The organism is Micromonospora sp. (genome assembly GCF_048594385.1).
Classification (GTDB): Bacteria; Actinomycetota; Actinomycetes; order Mycobacteriales; family Micromonosporaceae; genus Micromonospora; species Micromonospora wenchangensis.
The window spans coordinates 1-17,821 of the sequence record NZ_JBMDWU010000419.1 but is presented as its reverse complement, the minus strand read 5'-3'; the positions used below and the strand labels follow the sequence as shown (position 1 = coordinate 17,821).

The 17,821-nt window shown below is 72.4% G+C and carries 18 protein-coding genes and 1 tRNA gene; 4 read left to right on the top strand and 15 right to left on the bottom strand.

Annotation, left to right across the window (positions count from 1 at the left end; all coding sequences use genetic code 11):
* The 7 genes from ACOJTC_RS22505 to ACOJTC_RS22475 form a co-directional block, all read right to left on the bottom strand.
* A partial coding sequence (locus ACOJTC_RS22505; RefSeq protein ID WP_420118370.1) for an inositol monophosphatase family protein occupies positions 1-678 on the bottom strand: 678 nt, incomplete at its 3' end.
* 117 nt (positions 679-795) lie between these two features.
* A complete protein-coding gene (gene pth, locus ACOJTC_RS22500) occupies positions 796-1,386 on the bottom strand; it encodes an aminoacyl-tRNA hydrolase (RefSeq protein WP_204927404.1) in 591 nt (196 codons plus the stop codon).
* Positions 1,387-1,485: 99 nt separating this feature from the next.
* Positions 1,486-2,175 carry a 50S ribosomal protein L25/general stress protein Ctc gene (locus ACOJTC_RS22495; protein ID WP_420118369.1) on the bottom strand — a complete coding sequence of 230 codons (690 nt, stop codon included), beginning with the start codon at positions 2,173-2,175 and terminating at the stop codon, positions 1,486-1,488.
* 302 nt (positions 2,176-2,477) lie between these two features.
* Complete coding sequence (locus tag ACOJTC_RS22490) at positions 2,478-3,458, bottom strand: ribose-phosphate diphosphokinase (RefSeq protein WP_145917824.1); 981 nt, start codon at positions 3,456-3,458, stop codon at positions 2,478-2,480.
* An 87-nt stretch (positions 3,459-3,545) separates the two neighbouring features.
* Positions 3,546-5,045, bottom strand: coding sequence for a bifunctional UDP-N-acetylglucosamine diphosphorylase/glucosamine-1-phosphate N-acetyltransferase GlmU (glmU, locus tag ACOJTC_RS22485; protein ID WP_420118368.1), 1,500 nt, complete (start codon positions 5,043-5,045; stop codon positions 3,546-3,548).
* Positions 5,046-5,119: 74 nt separating this feature from the next.
* Positions 5,120-5,190 (bottom strand) — tRNA-Gln (locus ACOJTC_RS22480).
* A gap of 46 nt (positions 5,191-5,236) precedes the next feature.
* Positions 5,237-6,010 (bottom strand): helix-turn-helix domain-containing protein, encoded by a 774-nt coding sequence (locus ACOJTC_RS22475; protein WP_420118367.1) that lies wholly within the window; start codon positions 6,008-6,010, stop codon positions 5,237-5,239.
* Between the two features lie 120 nt (positions 6,011-6,130).
* Between ACOJTC_RS22475 and ACOJTC_RS22470 the strand changes: the two genes are divergently transcribed.
* Both ACOJTC_RS22470 and ACOJTC_RS22465 read left to right on the top strand, forming a co-directional pair.
* Entirely contained in the window at positions 6,131-7,090 is a 960-nt protein-coding gene (locus ACOJTC_RS22470) for an acyl-CoA desaturase (protein ID WP_420118366.1), read from the top strand.
* Between the two features lie 113 nt (positions 7,091-7,203).
* Positions 7,204-7,893, top strand: coding sequence for a TetR family transcriptional regulator (locus ACOJTC_RS22465; protein ID WP_420118365.1), 690 nt, complete (start codon positions 7,204-7,206; stop codon positions 7,891-7,893).
* A gap of 8 nt (positions 7,894-7,901) precedes the next feature.
* On the opposite strand, the gene ACOJTC_RS22460 is transcribed toward ACOJTC_RS22465, so the two are convergent.
* From ACOJTC_RS22460 to ACOJTC_RS22430, 7 genes are all read right to left on the bottom strand, one after another.
* Positions 7,902-8,363 carry a DUF4383 domain-containing protein gene (locus ACOJTC_RS22460; RefSeq protein ID WP_204927398.1) on the bottom strand — a complete coding sequence of 154 codons (462 nt, stop codon included), beginning with the start codon at positions 8,361-8,363 and terminating at the stop codon, positions 7,902-7,904.
* 110 nt (positions 8,364-8,473) lie between these two features.
* Entirely contained in the window at positions 8,474-8,929 is a 456-nt protein-coding gene (locus ACOJTC_RS22455; RefSeq protein WP_363657363.1) for a DUF4383 domain-containing protein, read from the bottom strand.
* A 90-nt stretch (positions 8,930-9,019) separates the two neighbouring features.
* Positions 9,020-10,822 carry an ABC-F family ATP-binding cassette domain-containing protein gene (locus ACOJTC_RS22450; RefSeq protein WP_204927396.1) on the bottom strand — a complete coding sequence of 601 codons (1,803 nt, stop codon included), beginning with the start codon at positions 10,820-10,822 and terminating at the stop codon, positions 9,020-9,022.
* A gap of 236 nt (positions 10,823-11,058) precedes the next feature.
* Positions 11,059-12,012 (bottom strand): 4-(cytidine 5'-diphospho)-2-C-methyl-D-erythritol kinase, encoded by a 954-nt coding sequence (locus ACOJTC_RS22445; RefSeq protein ID WP_420118364.1) that lies wholly within the window; start codon positions 12,010-12,012, stop codon positions 11,059-11,061.
* Positions 12,009-12,149: a hypothetical protein gene (locus tag ACOJTC_RS22440; protein ID WP_204927394.1), complete on the bottom strand. Its 141-nt coding sequence runs from the start codon at positions 12,147-12,149 to the stop codon at positions 12,009-12,011. The genes ACOJTC_RS22445 and ACOJTC_RS22440 overlap by 4 nt, the downstream gene beginning before the upstream one ends.
* Before the next feature lie 9 nt (positions 12,150-12,158).
* Entirely contained in the window at positions 12,159-13,028 is an 870-nt protein-coding gene (gene rsmA / locus ACOJTC_RS22435; RefSeq protein ID WP_420118363.1) for a 16S rRNA (adenine(1518)-N(6)/adenine(1519)-N(6))-dimethyltransferase RsmA, read from the bottom strand.
* Between the two features lie 32 nt (positions 13,029-13,060).
* On the bottom strand, positions 13,061-13,960 hold the full coding sequence (locus ACOJTC_RS22430) for a TatD family hydrolase (RefSeq protein ID WP_420118362.1): 900 nt from the start codon (positions 13,958-13,960) through the stop codon (positions 13,061-13,063).
* A gap of 107 nt (positions 13,961-14,067) precedes the next feature.
* On the opposite strand from ACOJTC_RS22430, the gene ACOJTC_RS22425 reads away from it, so the two are divergent.
* Positions 14,068-15,312 (top strand): hypothetical protein, encoded by a 1,245-nt coding sequence (locus ACOJTC_RS22425; RefSeq protein ID WP_420118361.1) that lies wholly within the window; start codon positions 14,068-14,070, stop codon positions 15,310-15,312.
* Between the two features lie 65 nt (positions 15,313-15,377).
* On the top strand, positions 15,378-16,229 hold the full coding sequence (locus tag ACOJTC_RS22420) for an alpha/beta fold hydrolase (RefSeq protein ID WP_204927390.1): 852 nt from the start codon (positions 15,378-15,380) through the stop codon (positions 16,227-16,229).
* 53 nt (positions 16,230-16,282) lie between these two features.
* Here the strand turns inward: ACOJTC_RS22420 and metG are convergent.
* A partial coding sequence (gene metG / locus ACOJTC_RS22415) for a methionine--tRNA ligase (protein WP_420118360.1) occupies positions 16,283-17,821 on the bottom strand: 1,539 nt, incomplete at its 5' end.

Sequence of the window (17,821 nt, the reverse complement as noted above, 5' to 3'; positions counted from 1 at the left end):
GTGCAGTCCGGTGGCCGTCGCCACAGCGATCGGCGCCGCCGAGTCCCACTCGTACTGGCCGCCCGCGTGGATGTAGGCGTCCACGTCACCGGTCACCACCGCCGCGATCTTCGCCCCCGCCGAACCCATCGGCACCAACTGTGCGCCCACGTCCTCGGCCAGCGCGGTCAGGAACGCCGGCGGCCGGCTCCGGCTCGCCGCCAACCGCAGCGTCCGGTCGCCCGTCGTGGCCGCCTCCACCGTCATCGGCGGGTACGCGGGCGGGTAGTCCGTGCCCAGCACCCGGTGCTGTGCCGGCAACCCCACCGCCCCCGCCACCAGACCGTGCGGCGTCGGCGCGTTACGCGCCCAGAGCGCGACGTGCACCGCCCAGTCGGCGCGCCCCTCCTCGGAGAACTCCCGGGTCCCGTCCAACGGGTCGATGATCCACACCCGGTCGGCCGTCCGCCGGGACACCCCGCCCGTGGTGTCCACCAGCCGCGACCCCTCGTCCTCCTCGGAGAGGACCGCGTCACCGGGCCGCCACTTCGCCAGCTCGCTGCGGATCAGATCGTGCGAGACCTTGTCCCCGGCCGACTTCAACGCCGCCGCGTCCGCGAACCCCATCTCGGCGCGCAGCTCCAGCAGGGCCTGCCCGGCCCGGTCCGCCAACCAGCGGGCGAACGCGCCGTCGATCATCGGAGGACTGCCCACGAACTCGCTCCCGTCGCCTACCACGGCCCGCGCGCGGTCGCGCCACGCCAGAACGCGCAGACTACCGCCAACGCGGGCGCGCCACGAGTACGCCCCCGCGACTCAGACCCCGTGGTACGCGTTCTGGGTCGGCTCAACGCCCTTGGTGACCACCGACTCCACCACGTCAGCGGCCCGGTCCACCAGAAACTCCAACTCCTTGCGCTCCGCGGTGCTGAAATCCGACAGCACGAAATCCGCCGGATCCTGCCGCCCCGGCGGCCGGCCGATGCCGAAGCGCACCCGCACGTAGTCCTTCGTCCCCAGCGACTTCGACATCGACCGCAGACCGTTGTGCCCGCCCTCGCCGCCGCCCAGCTTCACCCGCAACTGCCCGTACGGGATGTCCAGCTCGTCGTGCACCGCGATCACCCGTTCGGCCGGGATCTTGTGGAACTGCGCCAGCGCGGCCACCGGCCCACCCGACAGGTTCATGTACGTCTGCGGCTTGAGCAGCACCAGCTTCGGCCCACCGAAACCGATCCGCCCCTCGGCGACGTCCGCCACCACCCGCTTGTACCGACCGAACCGCCCACCCAGCCGTACGGCGAGCAACTCGGCGACCATGAAGCCGACGTTGTGCCGGTTCCCGGCGTACTCCCGACCCGGATTGCCCAGGCCGACCACCAGCCACGGCCCCGTCTCGTCCGTCACGTCCCGTACCTCCCGCTCGCCGTCTGCGCGCCGACCGTGCCCCGATACGCCGGCAGGCGCCCCCGCGACGGGAGCGCCTGCCGTGAACGATGCGACCGGTCAGGCCTCGGTCTTCGCCTCGGTGCTCTCCTCGCCCTCGGCGGCCGGAGCCTCGGCGCCCTCGGCGGCCTCCGCACCCTCGGCCTCCTCGGCCTCCGCAGCCGGGGCCTCGACCTCCGGCAGGGTGGCCTCCAGCTGCTCGGCGGTCGGGGCGGCAGTCACCGAGGCGACCGTCTGCTCCGCGTCGGCGGCAAGCTCCACACCCGAGGGCAGCTCGACGTCGGCGGCGGTGACCTGGCTGCCGGCCTCCAGGCCCTCGATCGACGCCTCCAGGTGGTCCGGCACCTTGGTGGCGTCGGCGGTCACCGAGAGGGTGTCGTGGTCGTGCACGATCAGGGTGTCCCGCGCGGCCTCACCGGTCAGCTGGACCGGGACCTCGACGGTGACCTTCTCGCCCCGACGGACCAGCAGCAGGTCCACGTGCTCGAAGCTGTCCCGGATCGGGTCACGCTGGATCGCCTTCGGCAGCGCCAGCACCTGGGTGCCGTCGCTGACCTCGATCGCGAAGAGCTGGTTGGCGCCGCCCTTACGGATCGCGGCGGCGAACTCCCGCGACGGCAGCGCGATGTGCTTGGGCTTCTCGCCGTGACCGTACAGCACGGCGGGCACCTTGCCGGCCCGACGGGTACGACGGGCACCACCCTTGCCGAACTCCGTACGGGGCTCGGCGCTGATCTTTACCTCGGACACGGGAAAACTCCTGATGCTCAACGCTACGGCGGCTTGTCGTCTGGCGGTGCTGGGGCGAGGGGCTCGCTTGGGGCTCATGCGTCATGAACGACTGCCCGGAGCACCGCGTCGATGACGGTGCCTCCGTGCGGCGCTCGATCAGCGGCCCGCCGGGCACCCTCGCCGTGGCAACCGCACCAGTCTACCCGAGGTCTTTCCGCGCCTTCCGGCAGTCCCCGCCATGCGCCGCCGCCCCGCGCGTCGGACCCGGCGACGCCGGGCCGGTCGCACCCGACCGGCCCGCGCGTTCCCCGGGGCGGGCGTCAGCTCAGGCCACCGAAGAGGGTGGTCACCGACCCGTCGTCGAAGACCTCCCGGATCGCCCGCGCCAGCAACGGCGCGATCGACAGCACGGTGAGCTTGTCCAACTGCTTCTCCGGCGGCAGCGGCAGCGTGTTCGTCACCACCACCTCGGTGATCGGACTGTTCTTCAACCGCTCCGTCGCCGGGTCGGACAGCAGGGCGTGGGTGGAGGCCACCACGATCTCCGCCGCACCGGACTCCTTGAGGATGTCCGCCGCCTTGGTGATCGTCCCACCGGTGTCGATCATGTCGTCGACGATCAGGCAGACCCGACCCTCGACCTCACCGACCACCCGGTTCGCCACCACCTGGTTGGGCTTCAACGGGTCGCGGGTCTTGTGGATGAACGCCAACGGACAACCACCGAGGCGGTCCGTCCACCGCTCCGCCACCCGTACCCGGCCCGAGTCCGGTGCCACCACGGTCATCGGCCGGCCGGCGAACTTGTGCTCCACGTACTCGGCGAGGATGTCCATCGCGAACAGGTGGTCCACCGGGCCGTCGAAGAAGCCCTGGATCTGCGCGGTGTGCAGGTCGACGGTGAGGATCCGGTTCGCGCCGGCCGTCTTGAGCAGGTCGGCCACGAGCCGCGCCGAGATCGGCTCCCGACCGCGGTGCTTCTTGTCCTGCCGGGAGTACGGGTAGAACGGCAGGACCACGGTGATCCGCTTCGCCGAACCCCGCTTCAACGCATCGATCATGATCAGGGTCTCCATGACCCAGGTGTTGACCCCGTGCGTGACGGACTGCACCACGAAGGCGTCCGAACCACGCACCGAGTCCCGGAACCGTACGAAGATCTCACCGTTGGCGAACTCGTACGCGTCGGAAGGGGTCGGCGCTACACCGAGCACCTCACCGATCTCCTTGGCCAACTCCGGAAAGCCACGTCCGGAAAAGAGCATCAGGCTCTTGCGGTTTTCGGCGACGATGCTGCCCATGGGCCCGTCTGCTCCCGTTGGTCGGTGGTGCCCGGCGGCGGTGGGCCGGGGCTGCTCGGTTGCAGTATGCCCCGACCACGGCGACCCTCACACCGTCTCGGCACCCCCGTGGATTGCCTCACCTTCACTTGCCGACGCCGGCCCACCCGACGCATCCTCACCGGCCGTCCGGGCCTGCTCGGCGGCCCGCGCGGAGACCGTGCCCGGCCGGTTACGCAGCACCCACCCCTCGATGTTGCGCTGCGGCGCCCGGGTCACCCCCAACGCCCCCGGCGGCACGTTCTGACTCAACGCGCTACCCGCCGCCACGTACGCCCCCGCACCCACCTCGACCGGCGCGATCAGGTTCGTGTCACAGCCGACGAACGCACCGTCACCGACCACCGTGCGGTGCTTGTTCACCCCGTCGTAGTTCACGAAGATCGTCGCCGCGCCGATGTTCGCCTTCGCCCCGATCGTCGCGTCCCCCACGTACGACAGGTGCGGCACCTTCGCGCCCGGTCCGACCTCGGAGTTCTTCACCTCGACGAACGTGCCCACCTTCGCCTTCTCGGCCAGCCGCGCCGCCGGGCGCAGGTAGGCGTACGGGCCGACGCTCGCCCCCGCGCCCACCTCGGCGCCGGTGGCGTGGCTGCGCAGCACGGTCGCCGCCGGCCCCACCACCGTATCGATCAACGTGACGTCCGGCCCGACCACCGCCTCGGCCCCCACCACGGTGGCCCCGCGCAACTGGGTGTTCTGGTCGAGCACCGCGTCCCGTTCGACGGTGGCGGTCACGTCGATCCAGGTGGTCGCCGGGTCCAGGATCGTCACCCCGGTCCGCATCCACGCCTCGTTGACCCGGTCGCGCAGCAGCCGGCGCAGCCCGGCCAACTCCACCCGGTCGTTGCAGCCCAGGGTCTCGACGTGGTCGGCGGCCACGTGCACCCCCACCGGCTCGCCGGCCGAGACGAGCAGCCCGAAGACGTCGGTGAGGTACTCCTCGCCCTGGTCGTTGTCGGTGGAGAGTTTGCCCAGCGCGGCCCGCAGCCGGGCCAGGTCGAAGGCGTAGATGCCGGCGTTGATCTCCCGCAGCGCCCGCTGGGCGGGGCTCGCGTCACGCTCCTCGACGATCTGCTCCAGCCGGCCGGCGGTGTCCCGGACGATCCGGCCCAGGCCGGTCGGGTCGGGCACCTCGGCGGCGAGCACCGTGGCCGCCGCGCCCTCACCCTCGTGCGCCGCGACCAGGGCGTCCACCGTCTCGGTGCGCAGCAGCGGCACGTCCCCGTTGATCACCACGACGGTGCCGGTGGCCTCCGGCACCGCGTCCAACGCGATCCGTACGGCGTGCCCGGTGCCGAGCTGCTCGGCCTGGAGCACCGCGGTGGCGTCCGGGGCGACCTCGGCCAGGTGGGCACGGACCTGATCGGCCCCGTGGCCGACCACCACCACGGTCAGGTCCGCGCGCAACGGCCCGGCCGCGGCCAGCACGTGCCCGAGCAGCGTCCGGCCGAGCAGTGGGTGCAGCACCTTGGGCAGCGCCGACTTCATCCGCTTGCCCTCCCCCGCGGCGAGCACGACGACGGTACGGCGGTGGGGCTGGGACACGGGTGGGCTCCCGTCGGGGAAGGTGACAGTCTCGCCGCCATGCTAACCAGACTTCGGGGGCGGATCAGCGGAAGCTCCCGGGAGAGGACTCGAACCCCTACAATCAGGACCAAAACCTGACGTCCTGCCATTAGACGACCCGGGAAGGTCTAAAACGTGCAAACCGAATAGCTTGGCAGACCTCCTACACCTTAGCGCCCCTCGCCAGCCGCGCCATCGCCCATTCCCTTCATGATCCCCTCTATCCGCCAGTACAACTGCCGGGACCTGGGCACCTCGACGATCAGACAACCTCGATACTCCTCGCCCGTGTTGCGCCGCACCGTGGTCGGCCGGTGGCGCTTGAACGACGTGGGGCGGAACGTTTCGGCCGGAACAGCCACCCGCTCAGCCCACCACCGCACGGCTGCTTCAGCGTCGGCGGTCTCGTGGATGCTCACCCGGAAGCGCAGGGCCTCGCGGGACACACCCATCGCCTCGACGAAGCGGACGAAGATACCGACCAGCCCGGGATCACTGTTGATGAACCTGACCCGGCACTCGTGAGGCCGCCATGGCTTGGCCTTCTCCCCCTCCGCCCAGTAGAGCGCCGCCCCCACCATGACCAGCTCGCGGTGTTCCATCGACCCCACCAATGCCGCGGCGTCCGCCACAGCCGCCGCCCGGGCGGCGTCCCGTGCCTGCCGGTGGGCCGACCACCGGGCATCCGTCATCACCTTGGAGTGCGCCCGTCGACGCTCGCGGGCGACCTCCTCGTCCGGGTCGAGGGGGAGGTGGCGCACCCAGAGGTAGGCGGTGGACTTCGCGACGCCCAACCGGGCCGCGATGTCGCCGACCGAGCGGCCCTCGCCGCGCAGTGCCACCGCCGCCGCGCGCAGCTCGTCGCGGGCGGCGGGTCGTCGGGTGCCGGCCGGGGGTGCACCGACGCCCGGCCGGGGCACCTCGGCGGCCGTCGGATCGGTCATGACCGGCAGGTTAAGACAACCGTATGACACTTGACTCATTCACGTGCGCCACTGTTCACTCCACTGTGGCCGGACCGTAGGTTACGGTGACGTAGGCGTATCCGACCGCTGCGAGGTGCCATGTCGACCACCCTGCGGGACGCCGGTGCCGCCGGCCCGAAGCCGCTCACCCAGGGCCCCCAGTCGCGGGGCATCCTGATCGCCCTCTGGGCGTTCGTGGTGGTGCCGTTCCTGGCCCTGCTCGCCGCCGTGCCGGTGGCCTGGGGTGGCTGGCTACACCCGACCGACGTTCTCGTCGCGGCCCTCTGGTACGTGGTGTCCGGGCTCGGCATCACCGTGGGTTACCACAGGTACTTCACCCACGGCGCGTTCAAGGCCCGCCGCCCGGTCCGGGTGGCCCTGGCGGTCGCCGGGTCGTTCGCGGTGCAGGGCGAGATCATCCAGTGGGTGGCCGACCACCGGCGGCACCACGCCTTCGCCGACCTCGACGGCGACCCGCACTCCCCCTGGCGGTACGGCGAGAGCGTGCGGGGCCTGGCCAAGGGGCTGTTCCACGCGCACCTGGGGTGGTTGTTCGGCCGGGAGCTGTCCAACCGGGAGCGGTTCGCGCCGGATCTGCTCGCCGATCCGGACACCCGCCGGGTGGACCGGCTCTCGCCGCTGCTGGTGGCCGTCTCGCTGCTCGGCCCGGCGCTGATGGGCGGGCTGCTGACCTGGTCGTGGGCCGGCGCGCTGAGCGGGTTCTTCTGGGGCGGGCTGGTCCGGATCGCCCTGTTGCACCACGTGACCTGGGCGATCAACTCGGTCTGCCACGTCTACGGTGAGCGTCCGTTCGCGATGCGGCCGGGCGACCGGGCGGCCAACTTCTGGCCGCTGGCCCTGCTGTCGTTCGGGGAGAGCTGGCACAACCTGCACCACGCCGAGCCGACGAGCGCCCGGCACGGGGTGCTGCGTGGGCAGTGGGACCCGTCGGCCCGGGTGATCTGGTTGCTGGAGCGGGCCGGCGCGGTGCACGACGTGCGGTGGCCGAAGCCGGAACGGGTGGCGGCGAAGCGGGTGCGGGAGCCGCTGGGGCGCTGAACCCGGCGGTGCCCCGGGGTGCCACCTGGCAGGATGGCCGGGTGACCGAGACAGACGGGCACGACCGGAGCATTCCACGACAGGGCGTCACCGAGCGCCGGCGAGGTGACGAGATGGCGCAGCCCCCGACTGGGGAGAACACCGGCACACGACGGGCGGTGCCGGCGGCGGGCCCGAAGCCGGCCGCCCGGGTACGGATGTCGGCCGCGCAGCGGCGCGAGCAGTTGATCGCGATCGGCCGGCAGGTGTTCGCCGAGAAGGGCTTCGACGCGACCTCGATCGAGGAGGTTGCGGCGCGGGCGCAGGTCTCCAAGCCGGTGGTCTACGAGCACTTCGGCGGCAAGGAGGGCCTGTACGCGGTGGTCGTCGACCGGGAGGTGCGGGCCCTGCTGGACCGGATCGCCGCGGCGTTGACCGCCGGTCATCCGCGGGAGTTGCTGGAGCAAGCGGCGCTGGCGTTGCTGGGCTACATCGAGGAGGAGACCAGCGGGTTCCGGGTGCTGGTGCGGGAGTCGCCGTTGATGTCGGCGGCCGGCAACTTCAGCAGCGTGATGAACGACGTGGCGCACCAGGTGGAGCACATCCTGGGTGCCGAGTTCTCCAGCCGGGGTTACGACCCGAAGCTGGCCGAGCTGTATTCCCAGGCGCTGGTGGGGATGGTGGCGTTGACCGGGCGCTGGTGGTTGGAGGTCCGCCAGCCGGGCAAGGAGACGGTGGCGGCGCACCTGGTGAACCTGGCCTGGAACGGGTTGTCGCACCTGGAGGCGGGGCCGGGCCTGACCACCGTGCGTCCGGGCGGCTGAGCGGCGGGTCAGCGGGCCGGGTGGAGCCGGTCGGCGCGTTCCTGGGCGGCGTGCTCGTCGGTGCCGATCTTGTCGTAGAGACCGGTGGCGAGGAGCAGCAGGCCGAACAGCAGCGAGACGATCACCGTCGACATCGAGAAGTTGAGGATGTTGGCGCGGGTCTGGAGCACGCTCATCATCGCGATGCCGGTGACCATGAAGACCACCCCGGCGGTGAGGTTCATGACGTGCCCGAGGTTGCCGCGCCGGGACGCCCCGATGATCAGGACGACCCCGAAGACGACCGAGACCAGCGAGAACGCCAGGTTGGTACGCAGACCCAGGGCCCAGTGGCTGCCCCGGGCGAACAGCGGTTCACCCCAGGTCTGTACGACGCCGAACGCGCCGAAGACCAGGATGTAGAGGCCGACGAGGCCGGCGAAGACCCGGTACAGCGGGCGGGCCGGGTGGTTGACCGGAAAGTGCGCCATGGCCCCTCCTGCGCGGACGACGTGTCGGGACGATTGTCTCCCGTCCCGCCGTACGGTGTCGGAGAAACGCCAGGTCACGCCACATCCCGGCCCGCGCGCCGCGGAGCGGGTCAGAGCACCAGGCGGGCCTTCTGCCAGGCTTCCTTCTCGTCCTCGGTGCCGACCTTGCCGTACATGCCGACCATCAGCAGGACGAGGCTGAGGGTCATCAGCACGATCACCGTGAGGATGCTGAAGTTGGCGACGTTGGCGTCGGTCTGGAGGAAGGCCAGGCCGGCGAGGGTGATCACCATCAGGGTGTAGGCCAGCCACTGGTTGATCGCCACGTCGAGGTTGCGGCCGATCACCGTGCCGACCAGGATGACCACCCCGAACAGCACGGACAGCAGCGAGAACCCGAGGTTGGTGCCCTGGCCGAGGACCTTGGTGTCGTCCTGGGCGAAGATGTCGTTGCCGGCGCTGGCGATGACGCCGAGCACGCCGAAGACCACGAGGTAGAGACCGATGAGCCCGCCGATCGCCCGGTAGACCGGCCGCGCGGGGTGGTTGACGGGGGTGTGGGCCATGACTGTGTCTCCAACGCCGTTCGAGGTGAGGGTCGCCGACGATTGTCCCGTACGGCGCGGTGTGACGCCGCACACGGGGTCGTCCCTGGTCTACAGGGGCGGGATCTCGTCGGCGAGGGTCAGCCAGGTCTCCTCGGTCCGTTCCCGTTCGGCGCGTACCTCCTTGAGCTGCGCGTCGAGGTCGGCGACCCGGGCGTAGTCGGTGGCGTGCGTGGCGAGCTGGTCGAGGAGGGTGGCCTCCTTCTGGTCGAGCTTGCCGATCTGCCGTTCCAGCCGGGTCAGCTCCTTGCGGGCCTGCCGGGCCTCGGCGGCGGACATGCCACCCGTGGCCGGGGCCTCGGGGCTTTCGGCGGGGCCGGTCGTGGTGCGGGCCGGACCCGGGCCGGCGGCGCGGGCCAGGTACTCGTCGACGCCGCCGGGCAGGTGCACCAGCCGGCCGTCGCCGAACATCCCGTACGCGGCGTCGGTGACCCGTTCGATCAGGTACCGGTCGTGGCTGGCCACGATGATCGTGCCGGGCCAGGAGTCGAGCAGGTCCTCCAGCGCGGCGAGGGTGTCGGTGTCCAGGTCGTTGGTGGGCTCGTCGAAGAGCAGCACGTTGGGTTCCCCGGCGAGCAGCCGGAGCATCTGCAGCCGGCGGCGTTCCCCACCGGAGAGGTCCCCCACCGGGGTCCAGAGCCGCCGGTCGTCGAAGCCGAACACCTCGGCGAGCTGGGCGGCGGAGATCTCCCGGTCGCCGAGCTGCACCCGCCGGGCGACCTCCTCGACGGCCTCCAGGACGCGCAGGTGGCCGGGGAGTTCGGCGAGTTCCTGGGAGAGGAACGCCGGTTTGACGGTGGAGCCGGTGTGGAACCGGCCGCCGTCGGCGCGGGTGATGCCGGCCAGCAACCGCAGCAGGGTGGTCTTGCCGGCGCCGTTGCGCCCGAGGATGGCGATCCGGTCGCCGGGGCCGACCTGCCAGGTGGTGTCGTGCAGGATCTCCTTGGGGCCGGCGTGCAACCGGACGTGTTCCAGGTCGTACACCTGCTTGCCGAGCCGGGCGGTCGCCATCCGCTGCAACGACATGGTGTCGCGCGGCGGCGGCACGTCGTCGATGAGCGCGTTGGCCGCGTCGATGCGGAACTTCGGCTTGGAGGTGCGGGCGGGCGGGCCGCGCCGCAGCCAGGCGATCTCCTTGCGGAGCAGGTTCTGCCGGCGGGCCTCGGTGGCGGCGGCGACCCGTTCCCGTTCGGCGCGGGCCAGCGTCCAGGCGGCGAAGCCGCCCTCGTAGGCCCGGACGGTCTGGTCGGCGACCTCCCAGGTGGTGGTGCAAACCGCGTCGAGGAACCACCGGTCGTGGGTGACCACGACGAGCGCGCCCCGGCGGCCGACGAGGTGCCGGGCGAGCCAGTCGACGCCGCCGACGTCGAGGTGGTTGGTGGGTTCGTCGAGGATGAGCAGGTCGGATTCGCGGACCAGCAGGGCGGCCAGCGCCACCCGGCGGCGCTCGCCACCGGACATCGGGCCGACCGGCTGGTCGAGGCCGAGGTGGGGCATGCCGAGGCCGTCGAGGATGGCGCGGACCCCGGCGTCGCCGGCCCACTCGTGTTCGGCGCCCATCCCCTCGGCGAGCCAGGCGGTGCCGAGCACCACGTCCCGCACGGTGGCCTCGGGGGTCAGGGTGAGAGCCTGCGGCAGCCAGAGCACCCGCAGGTCGCGGCGGTGGGTGACCCGGCCGTCGTCGGGGTCCTCCTGTTTGGTGAGCATACGCAGCAGGGTGGACTTGCCGGCGCCGTTGAGGCCGACCACGCCGATCCGGTCGGCGTCGTCGAGGCCGAGCGAGACGTCGGTGAGCAGCGGCCCGGCGGCGCCGTACCCCTTGGACACCCGGTCCAGGTTGACGATGTTGGCCACGGTCCCACCTTTCATGATCAAGGCGTCCCGGTGCCGGCGGGCACCTCGGGACGCCTGGGGCAAGGGTACGCGGACATCCGCGCCGCCCCACCCGCCCGTGCCGCAACCGGGGCCGGGCCGCCCCGGACAGCAGGTCGAGACGGGTTGATCAACTCATCGGGGCCGATGTTGCGGGTTCCCGGTCGCCGGATACCGCAACCCCGGCCCACGGGAGTCGATCTCCACCCGGGGACAGCTCAGCCGACGCGGGCCCCGGGCACCGGGCCGTGGGCCACCCGGGTCTCCCGGCACACCCCGGCGGCCTGCACCTCGGTGGCGATCCGCTGCGCGTCGGCGGCGTCGCGGGCGAGGAAGACGCAGGTCGGGCCGGAGCCAGAGACGATCCCGGCGAGCGCGCCGGCGGCCTCCCCGGCCTTCAACGTGTCGGCCAGGGCCGGGCGCATCGACAGGGCGGCGTCCTGCAGATCGTTGCCGAGGCAGCCGGCGAGCACCCGGGGGTCACGTTGGCGCAGCGCGCCGAGCAGGCCGTCGGTGCTGCCCAGCGGCGTACCGGCGGTACCGGCGGCACGCAGCCGGTCGAGTTCCCGGTAGGCGGCGGGGGTGGACAGGCCGCCGTCGGCGACGGCCACCACCCAGTGCCAGGAGGTGGGACGGGCCAGCACCGGGCTGACCGCCTCGCCCCGGCCGGTGCCCAGCGCGGTGCCGCCGTGGATCAGGAACGGCACGTCGGAACCGAGGTCGGCGGCGATCCCGGCCAGTTCGTCGCGGGACAACCCGGTGCCCCACAGGGCGTCACAGGCGACCAGCGCGGCGGCGGCGTCGGCGCTGCCCCCGGCCAGCCCACCGGCGAGCGGGATCTGCTTGCGCAGGTGCAGCCGGGCGTGCGGCAGCACCCCGGCGTAGCCGGCGAGCGCGTGGGCGGCACGGATGGCCAGGTTGGAGTCGTCCAGGGCCAGTTCGCCGGCGCCCTCGCCCTCCATGGTCAGGGTGAGGGTGTCACCCCGGCGGGCGGTCAACTCGTCGTAGATCGAGATCGCGTGGTAGACGGTGTTCAGCTCGTGGTAACCGTCCCGGCGCAGCGGGCCCACCCCGAGGTGCAGGTTGACCTTCGCGGGGACCCGGACCCGTACCGGGCCGCTGCTGCCCCGACGCTGGTCGTCATCGTCGTCCGGTCGCCAGGCCTCGGTCACCGGGTGACGTCCCACCGGCACGGGCGGATGTCGAACGGCATCTCCACGATCAGCTCCTCGGCGGCGTCGGCGGCCGGCGGCGTACCGGCCGGCAACCAGGTCGTACGCGCAGGTGCGGCGTGTTCCTCGGCGGGCACGGCGTCAGCCTACTGTGCGACCGGCGCGACGGTCGGAGCCGACGCGGCGATCGCGGCGAACTGCTCCACGGTGAGTGACTCCCCGCGTGCACCGGGGTCGACCCCGGCGGCGGTGAGCGCCGCGGCGGCCCGGTCGGGGCCACCCGCCCAGCCCGCCAGCGCGGCCCGCAACGTCTTGCGGCGCTGGGCGAACGCGGCGTCGACCACGGCGAAGACGGCCTGCCGGGGCACGTCGTCGCGGGGTGGTTCGCGGCGGGTGAAGGCGACCAGTCCGGAGTCGACGTTCGGCACCGGCCAGAACACGTTCGGTGGCACCCGACCGGCGGCGCGGGATCGGGCGTACCAGGCGAGCTTGACCGACGGGATGCCGTACACCTTGGAGCCGGGGCCGGCGACCAGCCGGTCGGCGACCTCCTTCTGCACCATCACCAGGCCGTGCCGCAGGGTGGGCAGCTCGGCGAGCAGGTGCAGCACCACCGGCACGGCCACGTTGTCGGGCAGGTTCGCCACCAGCGCGGTGGGCGGCGGGTCGGCCAGGGCGGCGGCGGTGATCCGCAACGCGTCGGCCCGGTGCACGGTGAGCCGGGCGGCGTCCGGGCCGGCGGGGGTGGCGGCGGTCTGCGGCCGCGCGCCGGCCAGCACCGGGTCGATCTCCACCGCGTGCAGGTGCGCGGCGGCCGGCAGCAGGGCCAGGGTGAGCGAGCCGAGGCCGGGGCCGACCTCCAACGCCACGTCGTCCCCGGTGAGCCCGGCCGCGGTGACGATCCGGCGGACGGTGTTCGGGTCGTGCACGAAGTTCTGGCCGAGCTTCTTGGTCGGGTTGACGCCGAGGCGCGCGGCGAGTTCCCGGATCTCCGCCGGGCCGAGCAGGCCGGTCACGCCCCGAAGCGTAGTCGCGGGTCGCGGGTCGGTCACCACGGCCCGAAGACCCGGTCGCCGGTGGCGGAGATGGCGGCGCACAGCTCGTCGAGGTCGGCCCCGGTGGTCTCGGCCAGCGACCGGACCGTCAGCGGGATCAGGTACGACGCGTTGGGCCGGCCCCGGTGCGGCATCGGGGTCAGGTAGGGCGCGTCGGTCTCGACGAGGATCTGGTCGATCGGGGTGAGCGCGGCGGCCTCGCGCAGCGCGGCGGCGCTGCCGAAGGTGACGGTGCCGGCGAAGCTGAGCAGGTGGCCCCGGCGGACGCACTCGCGGGCGAAGTCGGCGTCGCCGGAGAAGCAGTGCAGCACCACCGTGTCCGGGGCGCCCTCGTCGTCGAGGATGCGCAGCACGTCGGCGTGGGCGTCCCGGTCGTGGATGACCAGGGCCTTGCCGTACCGCTTGGCGATGGCGATGTGGGCCCGGAAGCTCTCCTCCTGGGCGGCCCGGCCGTCGTCGCCGGTGCGGAAGAAGTCCATCCCGGTCTCGCCGACGCCCCGGACCCGGTCCCGGGCGGCCAGCGTCTCGATCTCGCGCAGCGCGGCGTCCAGGTCGGCCAGCCGGGGTGCCTCGTTGGGGTGCAGCGCCACGGTGGCGAGCACCGCCGGGTACCGGTCGGCGACGTCGGCCCCCCAGCGGGACGAGCCGACGTCCACGCCGACCTGCACGAGCCGGTCCACGCCGACGGCGGCGGCCACCTCGATCGCGGCGGCCACCGGGTCGGCGGCGTCGCCTCCGCCGGGCACGCCGGCCTCGCTGACGGTGATGTCGAGGTGGGTGTGGCTGTCCAGCACGGGGCGGGGCAGCGGCGGCGGGGCGGGCGGGAACTCACCGGCCCGGCGGGCGGCACGCTGCTTGCGGGATTCGGTCCGTTCGGTCATCGCGGCCAGCATCACACACCGGGGACGGCCGGGGGCACCGACCCGTACGGGGTGGGGTGTTCCCGGGCGGCCACCGGACGTTCACCGGGGTGGAACCTGGCCGGCCTAGCCTCGCCGGGATGAGCGTCACCGATCGGGCCAGCGGCGCGGCCTCCGGGCGGACCGCGTTGCGCGTGACGTACGGCGGGGTGGTCCACCCGGCGGAGGAGCTGGCCCGGGGCGCGGCCTACGAACTGTTCAGCGCCGAGGCGGCACCCGGTTTCGAGTGGGCGCCCCGGCCGGGCGTGAGCTGGCCGTGGCGGCGGTTCGTGCACGTGACCGAGGTCACCGAGGTGAGCGGGGGCGTGCCGCCGGTCGAGGAGCCGGAGGCAGCGCTGCTGATGCCGGTGCACCGCGACCGGGGCTGGTCGTACGTGCACCAGCTCAGCCAGCAGCCCACGGCCGCCGGCGATCCGACGCTGACCGCGGTGCGCGCCTCGGCGTTGCTGCGGCGCGGCACCCGGATGGTCAAGGTGCTCTCCGCCCGGCAGCTCGCCGGGTACGTGCGGGGGTGGTTGCCGCACGGATTCTGCTACCGCGAGCACGACGTGGCGCACCTGCGCACGCCGGCCGCGCTGGCGGTGCTGCGCGGCGACGGCACCAGCGGCGACGGCACCGACGTCGGGTACGCGCTGCGCTGGCGGGTCGCCGACCCGGGCGACTACGACGTGCCGGTCGGCGGGACGCACCGGGGCCTGCTGGAGCTGCCGCCCCGGGACCGGCTGGGCCCCCCGGTGCTGGGTACCGGGTTCGTGCCGAGTTCGGCGCAGTTGATCCCGGAGTTCGTCACCCGGGACTTCGCCGACCTGCCGATGCCCGCCAACGCCAGCCTGCTGGCGTACACCGCCGACGGGGCCGAGGTGGTGCTCTACAGCTACCAGGCGGAGCAGCGGGGCTGGTTGCGGATGGTGGGGCCGCAGTGGCGGCACCTGCTGGCGGCGGTGCCGGGGCTCTCACCCGACCAGGAGTACGTGCCGACCGGCGAGGTGCCGCGGTCGACGCAGCTGGTCGGCGGGTTGGCCGGCGGGGAGTACGAGGCGGTGGCGGACCTGCCGGGCGGGTTCCGGGTGCTGGCGATGACCCGGGCGGCCCGCTATCCGGTGGAGTCGGTCGGCCGGCGGCTGCGCCACGCCCGGTGGCGGGGCGTGGCGTGCCTGGTGCTCCGGGAGGAGGCCGGCTGGCTGCGGTTGCGCCTGCGGCAGCCCGATCCGGACGGGGTACGCGACACCGGGGCACAGTGCCACGAACGGGGCGTGTACGAGACGTGGGCACCGGTCGCCGAGGTGACCGACGACCGGGTGGTGGACCTGCCGTACGCGCTGTGAAGGCATGACGGGAGCCTGCCGGGGAAAGCGCGACGGGTCCGACACCGACGGATCAGGAGAAGAGCATGCCCTTCATCACCGTGGGTACGGAGAACTCCGCCCCGATCGACCTGTACTACGAGGATCACGGGCAGGGTCAGCCGATCGTGCTGATCCACGGCTTCCCGTTCAACGGGGCGACCTGGGAGAAGATGTCGGGTCCGCTGCTCGCGGCCGGGTACCGGGTGATCACCTACGACCGGCGGGGGTTCGGCAGTTCGGCCCAGCCGGCCATGGGTTACGACTACGACACCTTCGCCGCCGACCTCGACGTGCTGATGACCGAGTTGGACCTGCGTAACGCGATCCTGGTGGGCCACTCGATGGGCACCGGTGAGGTGACCCGCTACCTCGGCACGTACGGGTCGAGCCGGGTGGACCGGGCGGTGCTGATGGCGCCGCTGGCGCCGTACCTGTTGCAGACCAAGGACAACCCGGAGGGCGTCGAGAAGAGCCTCTTCGACGGGTTCCAGCAGGCGATCCTCGCGGACCGGTTCGCCTACCTGACCCAGTTCTGCGACGCGTTCTTCAACTACAGCGAGAACAGGGGCAGGTGGGTCAGCGAGGAGGCGTACCGGGCGCACTGGCAGATCGGCGCGCAGGCGTCGGCGAAGGGCACCCACGACTCGGTGGACGCCTGGCAGACCGACTTCCGGGGCGACGTGCCGAACATGGACGTCCCGGTGCTGATCATCCAGGGCGACAAGGACAACGTGCTGCCGTTTGCGAAGACGGGTCAGCGGTTGGCGTCGATGCTGCCCAACGGCACGCTGGTCACCCTGAAGGGGGCGCCGCACGGTATCCCGTGGACGCACCCGACCGAGGTGAACCGGGCGCTGATGGAGTTCATCGGCGCGCCGGCGATGGCCCGCGCCTGACGTACCGCGCACTGCGGCCCCGGGGGGTTCCCCCGGGGCCGCCCGCGTTTCGGTCAGCTCTCCAGCCGGGCGAGTTCCTCGTCGACGATCGACGGGTCGAGCTTGCGGAAGACCGGCTTCGGCGCGGCGAGCGGCCGGCCGGCCGGCAACGGTACGGACTCCCAGCGCGCGCCGACGGTGTAGTCCCCGGTGAGCACCGGGTAGCCGGGCCCGCCGTCGAGGTCGTCGACCTCCTTGAGGACCGGCATCGGGGCGTGCACGCCGGTGCCGCCGAGCAGTTCGTGGATCTTTTGCGCGGAGTGCGGCAGGAACGGGGTGAGCAGCGTGTTGGCGTCGCTGACCACCTGGAGGGCGACGTGCAGGATGGTGCCCATCCGGGGCTTGTCGGCCTCGGTCTTGAGCTTCCACGGGGCCTGCTCGGACAGGTAGCGGTTGGCCTCGGCGACGACCTTCATGGCCTCGCCGATGGCCTGCTTCTGCCGGTGCCGGGCGATCAGGTCGCCCACCGTGGCGAAACCGGCGCGGGCCACCGCGAGCAGCGCCTCGTCGGCTTCGGTGAGCCCGGCCGGGTCGACCGGCGGGATCGCGCCGAAGTTCTTCGCCGCCATGGAGACCGACCGGTTGACCAGGTTGCCCCAGCCGGCGACGAGTTCGTCGTTGTTGCGGCGGAGGAACTCGGCCCAGGTGAAGTCGGTGTCGTTGCTCTCCGGGCCGGCGACGGCGATGAAGTAGCGCAGCGCGTCGGCGTCGTAGCGTTCCAGGAAGTCCCGGACGTAGATGACCACCTTGCGGGAGGAGGAGAACTTGCGTCCCTCCATGGTCAGGTACTCGCTGGAGACGACCTCGGTGGGCAGGTTGAGCCGGCCGAGGTCGCCGGGCTGGCCGTCGCGGCTGCCCGCGCCGGAGTAGCCGCCGAGCAGGGCCGGCCAGATCACCGAGTGGAAGACGATGTTGTCCTTGCCCATGAAGTAGTAGCCCGGGGAGTCCTTGCCCTCCCCGTCGGCCGACCACCACCTGCGCCACGCGTCCGGGTCGCCGGTGCGCCGGGCCCACTCGATGGACGCGGAGAGGTAGCCGATCACCGCGTCGAACCAGACGTAGATCCGCTTGTCGCCGCGCTCCTGCCAGCCCTCCAGCGGGATCGGCACACCCCATTCGAGGTCCCGGGTGATGGCCCGGGGCTGGAGGTCGTCGAGCAGGTTGCGGGAGAAGCGCAGCACGTTGGGCCGCCAGCCCTCCCGGGTGTCAAGCCACTGGCGCAGCGCGTCGGCGAGGGCGGGCAGGTCGAGGAAGAAGTGCTCGGTCTCGACGAACTCCGGCGTCTCGCCGTTGATCTTGGACTTGGGGTTGATCAGGTCGATCGGGTCGAGCTGGTTGCCGCAGTTGTCGCACTGGTCGCCGCGGGCGCTGTCGTAGCCGCAGATCGGGCAGGTGCCCTCGATGTAGCGGTCGGGCAGGGTCCGCCCGGTGGACGGGGAGATCGCCCCGGTGGTGACCTTGGGGACGATGTAGCCGTTGCGGTGCAGCCCGGTGAACAGCTCCTGCACCACCGCGTAGTGGTTGCGGGTGGTGGTGCGGGTGAACAGGTCGTA